The organism is Streptomyces sp. B1866, from assembly GCF_031932565.1.
Classification (GTDB): Bacteria; Actinomycetota; Actinomycetes; order Streptomycetales; family Streptomycetaceae; genus Streptomyces.
This window is the reverse complement of record NZ_JAVSCF010000325.1, coordinates 1-6,145: the sequence shown is the minus strand read 5'-3', so window position 1 is coordinate 6,145 and position 6,145 is coordinate 1. Positions and strand designations below refer to the sequence as shown.

The window sequence follows — 6,145 nt, the reverse complement described above, 5'->3', positions numbered from 1 at the left end:
TGACCAGGTCAGACCTTAAAGAACAAGTTAAGCAACGGCCCGCGCGGGTACGCCGCCCAGTGCACCGCCCTAGGCCGCCGACGACAGGAGCCCGAGTGCCCGTGGACCGCATCGTCATCGAGAACTGCGCCATCGCGACAGTGGACGCGCAGGGCACCGAGCACGCCTCGGGCCACGTCGTCGTCGCGGGCGACCGCGTGGAGTCGGTGGCCGCCGGGCCCGCGCCGCGCGGCCTGGCGGACGTGGCGCGCCGCGTCGACGGCACCGGGCACCTGCTCACCCCCGGCCTGGTCAACACCCACCACCACTTCTACCAGTGGCTCACCCGGGGCCTGGCGCAGGACTGCAACCTGTTCGACTGGCTGACCGCGCTCTACCCCACCTGGGCGCGCGTCGACGAGGACATGGTGTACGCGGCGGCCCTCGGCTCGCTCGCGGTGATGGCGCGCGGCGGCGTCACCACCGCCATGGACCACCACTACGTCTTCCCGCGCGGCGCGGGCGACCTGCTGGGCGCGGAGATCCGCGCCGCGCGCGAGGTGGGCGTCCGCTTCACCGCCGCCCGCGGCTCCATGGACCTGGGCGCCTCGGACGGCGGACTGCCGCCGGACTTCGCGGTGGAGACCACCGACGCCGCCCTCGCCGCCACCGAGGAGGCCGTCGACACCCACCACGACGCGTCCTTCGGCTCGATGCTCCAGATCGCCGTCGCGCCCTGCTCGCCGTTCTCGGTCACCACCGAACTGCTGCGGGAGTCGGCGGCGCTCGCCCGGCGCAAGGGCGTACGGCTGCACACGCACGGCTCGGAGACGGTGGAGGAGGAGAAGTTCTGCCACGAGCGGTTCGGCACGGGCCCGACCGCCTACCTGGAGTCGGCCGGCTGGCTGGGGGAGGACGTGTGGATGGCGCACTGCGTGCACATGTCCGACGCGGACATCGCCGCCTTCGCCCGCACCGGCACCGGCGTCGCCCACTGCCCGTCGTCCAACGCGCGCCTGGCCGCGGGCCTCGCGCGCGTCCCCGACCTGCTCGCCGCGGGCGTGCCGGTCGGCCTCGGCGTCGACGGCACCGCGTCCAACGAGTCGGGCGAACTGCACACCGAACTGCGCAACGCCCTGCTGATCAACCGTCTGGGCCCGCACCGCGAGAAGGCGCTGACGGTCCGGCAGGCGCTGCGCCTGGGCACGTACGGCGGCGCGCGCGTGCTGGGCAGGCAGGACCAGATCGGCTCGATCGAACCGGGCAAGCTCGCCGACCTGGTGCTGTGGAAGCTCGACGGCCTCGCCCACTCCACCATCGCCGACCCGGTCGCCGCCCTGGTCCTGGGCGCCCCGGCGCCGGTCACGCTGGCGCTGGTGGGCGGCCGGCCGGTGGTGGAGGCGGGCCGGCTGACGGCGGTGGACGAGGACGCCGTCGCGCGCCGGGCCCGCGACGAGGCCCGGCGGCTGGCCCGTATCGCGGCGGAGGGCTGAGCCGCCGGGCGGCCCTGCGGCCGCCGGGGCCACCGCCCGCCTAGGCCACCGCCCGCCGGGGCTCCTGCCCGCCGGGCGGGGGCGCGGCCGGGCTCAGTCCAGCAGCTCGTACGCGGGCAGGGTCAGGAACTCCGCGTAGTCCTTCTCCAGCGCCACCTTCAGCAGCAGGTCGTGCGCCCGCTGCCAGGCGCCCGCGGCGAAGGCCGCCTCGCCCAGCTCGGCGCGGAGGGCCGCCAGGTCCTCGGCCGCGATGCGCCGCACCAGCTCCGCGGTGACCTTCTCGCCGTCCGCCAGGACCACTCCCGCGTGCACCCACTGCCAGATCTGCGACCGGGAGATCTCGGCGGTCGCCGCGTCCTCCATCAGGTTGAAGATGGCCACGGCGCCCAGGCCGCGCAGCCACGCCTCGATGTAGCGGATCCCGACCTGGACGGCGCCCCGCAGGCCCTCCCGGGTCGGCCGGGCGTCCAGCGAGGCGACGTCGGTCAGCTGCGCGGCGGTGACGCGCACGTCCTCGCGCAGCCGGTCCTTCTGGTGCGGGCGGTCGCCCAGCACCGCGTCGAACGCGGCCCGGCACACCGGCACCAGGTCCGGGTGCGCGACCCACGAACCGTCGAAGCCGTCGGCCGCCTCCCGATCCTTGTCGGCCCTGACCTTGCCGAAGGCCGCCGCGTTGACCTCCGGGTCGCGGCGGGAGGGGATGAAGGCCGCCATGCCGCCGATGGCGTGGGCGCCGCGCCGGTGGCAGGTGCGCACCAGCAGCTCGGTGTACGCGCGCATGAACGGCGCCGTCATGGTGACCGCGTTGCGGTCCGGCAGGACGAACGCCGGGCCCGCGTCGCGGAAGTTCTTGATGACCGAGAACAGGTAGTCCCAGCGGCCCGCGTTCAGCCCGGAGGCGTGCTCGCGCAGCTCGTAGAGGATCTCCTCCATCTCGTACGCGGCGGTGATCGTCTCGATGAGGACGGTGGCACGCACGCTCCCGCGCGGGATGCCGAGCCGGTCCTGGGCGAAGAGGAAGACGTCGTTCCACAGGCGCGCCTCCAGGTGGGACTCCGTCTTCGGCAGGTAGAAGTACGGGCCCTTGCCCTGGTCGAGCAGGCGGCGCGCGTTGTGGAAGAAGTAGAGCCCGAAGTCGACCAGGGCGCCGGGCACGGCCCGGCCGTCCGCCCGCAGGTGCCGCTCGTCCAGGTGCCAGCCGCGCGGCCGCATGACGACGGTGGCCAGCTCGCCGGCCGGGCGCAGCGCGTAGGCGCGGCCCTCGGGGGTGGTGAAGTCGATGCGCCGCTCGTAGGCGTCGACGAGGTTGAGCTGTCCGAGGACCACGTTGGCCCAGGTGGGCGACGAGGCGTCCTCGAAGTCGGCCAGCCACACGCGCGCGCCGGAGTTGAGGGCGTTGACGGTCATCTTGCGGTCCGTCGGGCCGGTGATCTCCACCCGGCGGTCCTCCAGCGCGGCCGGGGCCGGGGCGACGCGCCAGGAGGGGTCGTCGCGGATGTGCGCGGTCTCGGGCAGGAAGTCCAGCGCGCCGGTCCGGGCGATCCCGGCGCGCCGCGCGGCGCGCCGGGCCAGCAGCTCGTCGCGGCGCGGCGTGAAGCGGTGGTGCAACTCGGCCAGGAAGGCCAGGGCCGCGTCGGTCAGCACCTCGTCCTGGCGCTCCACCGGGGCGGCGCCGACGACGGTGAGCGGCGGCACGGACGCTGGCGTGGACATGGGTCTTCACTCCTTGCCGGGAGGCCGGGGCTGGGGGCTTGAGGCGGGGGCTCGGGGTGGTCCGGGAGGCCGGGCCCCGTCTTTTTGCATGATGGAGAATAGTTTTCTCATCGTGGAATCTCAATCGGTCACGGGCGGCGGGTCCGCGCCGGGCTCCCGGGCCCGCAGCAGCGCCAGGTCGTCCGGGGTGTCGATGTCGTCCGGCCGGGCGACGTCGGAGCAGTCCACGAGCGTCAACTCCGACCGGTGGCCGGCCAGGTACGCCCGCGCCCCCCGGTCGCCGGCCGCGCTCGCCGCCACCGCCGCCCACCGGTCCGCGCCGATCAGCACCGGGTGCCCGCGCCGCCCGCCGTACGCCGCGGCCGCCAGGTCGGCCGCACCGCGGTGCGCGGCCAGCACCCGGGCGACGGCCGCCGCCCCGACCCACGGCTGGTCCACCAGTGCCACCAGCGCCGCCCGCGCGCCCGTGCCGGCCAGCGACGCCAGGCCGGCCCGCAGCGAGGAGCCCATGCCCTCCTCCCAGTCCGGGTTGTCGACCAGCGCGCACCCGGGCAGGCGCGCCCGGGCCCGCACCGCCGCGGCCGCCGCGCCCAGGACGACGTGCACCGGCGCACAACCACCGTCGCGCAGTGCGCCCGCCGCGCGCTCCACCAGCGGCCGACCGCCGTACTCCAGCAGCGCCTTGGCCCGCCCGCCCAGGCGCCGCCCGCCGCCCGCCGCCAGCAGCACCCCCGCGACCTGCGCGGACCCCGGCGCGATGTGATCCATACGCCCTGCTTACCCCACAGCCGGATATTCTTCTGTCATGTGTCACGACTTTCGCACGCCATATGGCGCACACAGTGTGAAGTGTCGTTAACTGATCCGACGGCGCTGCCTCGTCCGGTCCGCACCCGGGGGGCGCGCGGCTCGCTGGGGAGTATGGGGAGTACTCGCGCAAGGGCGCGTGAGGGGGGAGAGGGGCAGCATTGTCCGATGAGGGTGGGAGACTGACGGCACGACACGGCGCCGTGACGGCCGTCGAGGGCGGCACGGCAGGCGGGCGCGAGCAAACGCTCGGCGCCGAGGACGATCCGCGCGTGGCCGAGCTGCGGCGGTGCGTCGCACGGCTGCGGCGCGAACTGGCCGGGCACCCGGCCGACCTGCCGGACCGCGACATCGCGGAGCAGGAGCTGGCGGCACTGGACGCCATCACGCGCACCGGGCCGCCCCCGGTGCCCAGCCTGCGCCGGTCGCTGCTGCTCATCGCGGGCGCGGTCGGCTCGGTGAGCGCGCTGTCGTCCGCGCTGTGCGGGGTCCGCGCGGCCATCGACCTGTTCGGGGAGCCGCCCCGGCGGCGCGACGGCGGCTGACGGCCCGTCGCCACGCGGCGGCCCGGCGGTGCCTGTCCGGGGCCGCCGCCCGGCGGCGTGCCCAGGCGGCGCGGCCCGCCGCCGTTCCGAAGGCCGGTTCGCGGGCCTGCCCGTCGCAGCCGGACCCGCGGGGCCGCGTCTGTACGCGGGGCCGTGTCCGTGCGCGGGGCCGTGTCCGTGCGCGGGGCCGTGTCCGTGCGCGGGGCCGTGTCCGTGCGCGGGGCCGTGTCCGTGCGCGGGGCCGTGTCCGTGCGCGGGGCCGTGTCCGTGCGCGGGGCCGTGTCCGTGCGCGGGGCCGTGTCCGTGCGCGGGGCCGTGTCCGTGCGCGGGGCCGTGTCCGTGCGCGGGGCCGTGTCCGTGCGCGGGGCCGTGTCCGTGCGCGGGGCGCGGGGCCGCCGCGCGCCGCGCCCGTGCGGCGACTCCCGGGACCGTACGACCGCGTCGGCCGCGGCTTCNGTCCGTGCGCGGGGCCGTGTCCGTGCGCGGGGCGCGGGGCCGCCGCGCGCCGCGCCCGTGCGGCGACTCCCGGGACCGTACGACCGCGTCGGCCGCGGCTTCCGGCCCCGGCGGGCCGCTGAGAGCGCGCGCGGCCCGGCGCGCGGGCGGCCATGCGGGGCCTCACACCTGCGGGGTGCCGCCGGCCAGCGCGTCCGACAGCTGCGCGGCGACCTCCTTCAGCAGCGGCACGATCTCGCGCGTCGCCTCGTCCGTGACCCGCCCGGCCGGCCCGGAGATGGAGATGGCCGCCGCCGTCGGCGAGTCGGGCACCGCGACCGCGAGGCAGCGCACGCCGAGCTCCTGCTCGTTGTCGTCCACCGCGTAGCCGGTCTCCCGGACCTGCCGCAGCGCGTCGAGGAACAGGTCCGGTGACGTGATCGTCTTCTGGGTCTCGGCGGGCATGCCGGTACGGGCCAGCAGCGCGCGCACCTCCGGGGCGGCCAGACCCGCCAGCAGCGCCTTGCCCACGCCCGTGGCGTGCGGCAGCACCCGCCGCCCGACCTCGGTGAACATCCGCATCGAGTGCCGGGAGGGCACCTGCGCGACGTAGACGACCTCGTCGCCGTCGAGCAGCGCCATGTTCGCGGTCTCGCCGGTCTCCTCCGCCAGCCGGGCCAGGTAGGGCCGCGCCCAGGTGCCCAGCAGCCGGGACGCGCTCTCGCCCAGGCGGATCAGCCGGGGGCCGAGCGCGTACCGCCGGTTCGGCTGCTGGCGCACGCAGCCGCAGGCGACCAGCGTGCGCATCAGCCGGTGGATGGTGGGCAGCGGCAGGCCGCTGCTGCTCGCCAGCTCGCTCAGGCCCACCTCGCCCCCGGCGTCGGCCATCCGCTCCAGCAGGTCGAAGGCGCGCTCCAGGGACTGGACGCCACCGGTCGCGCCGGCGGCGGTCTTGGGCTCGGCGGACGGCGGCACGTCGGCGGTTCCCTTCGAGCGGGTCGAGCGGGTGGAGCGGGGCGGAGCGGCGGGGCGGACGGCGCCGCGCCGTGCGGCGGGCGCCACCGGCCGACCGGCCACCGGGCAGCCTACCCGCACCCGGCGATCTCCACAGCGGTCCGGCGGGGCCCGCGGCGGCCCGGAACGGGCGGGCCGCCGCCCCGCCGGGCGCGGCAG

5 protein-coding genes are annotated in these 6,145 nt (G+C 76.7%); 2 read left to right on the top strand and 3 right to left on the bottom strand.

The window, feature by feature from the left end; genetic code table 11:
* Window positions 1–95: 95 nt before the first annotated feature.
* Window positions 96–1,472: an 8-oxoguanine deaminase gene (locus RKE29_RS27110; RefSeq protein WP_312008304.1), complete on the top strand. Its 1,377-nt coding sequence runs from the start codon at window positions 96–98 to the stop codon at window positions 1,470–1,472.
* Window positions 1,473–1,565: 93 nt separating this feature from the next.
* Here RKE29_RS27110 and aceB read toward each other — a convergent pair whose 3' ends face one another.
* On the bottom strand, window positions 1,566–3,185 hold the full coding sequence (gene aceB, locus RKE29_RS27105) for a malate synthase A (protein WP_312008302.1): 1,620 nt from the start codon (window positions 3,183–3,185) through the stop codon (window positions 1,566–1,568).
* A 120-nt stretch (window positions 3,186–3,305) separates the two neighbouring features.
* Window positions 3,306–3,953 carry an NTP transferase domain-containing protein gene (locus RKE29_RS27100; protein ID WP_312008301.1) on the bottom strand — a complete coding sequence of 216 codons (648 nt, stop codon included), beginning with the start codon at window positions 3,951–3,953 and terminating at the stop codon, window positions 3,306–3,308.
* 242 nt (window positions 3,954–4,195) lie between these two features.
* On the opposite strand from RKE29_RS27100, the gene RKE29_RS27095 reads away from it, so the two are divergent.
* A complete protein-coding gene (locus RKE29_RS27095) occupies window positions 4,196–4,537 on the top strand; it encodes a DUF5955 family protein (RefSeq protein WP_312008299.1) in 342 nt (113 codons plus the stop codon).
* Window positions 4,538–5,155: 618 nt separating this feature from the next.
* Here RKE29_RS27095 and RKE29_RS27090 read toward each other — a convergent pair.
* Window positions 5,156–5,947, bottom strand: coding sequence for an IclR family transcriptional regulator (locus RKE29_RS27090; protein ID WP_312008298.1), 792 nt, complete (start codon window positions 5,945–5,947; stop codon window positions 5,156–5,158).
* Window positions 5,948–6,145: the final 198 nt, after the last annotated feature.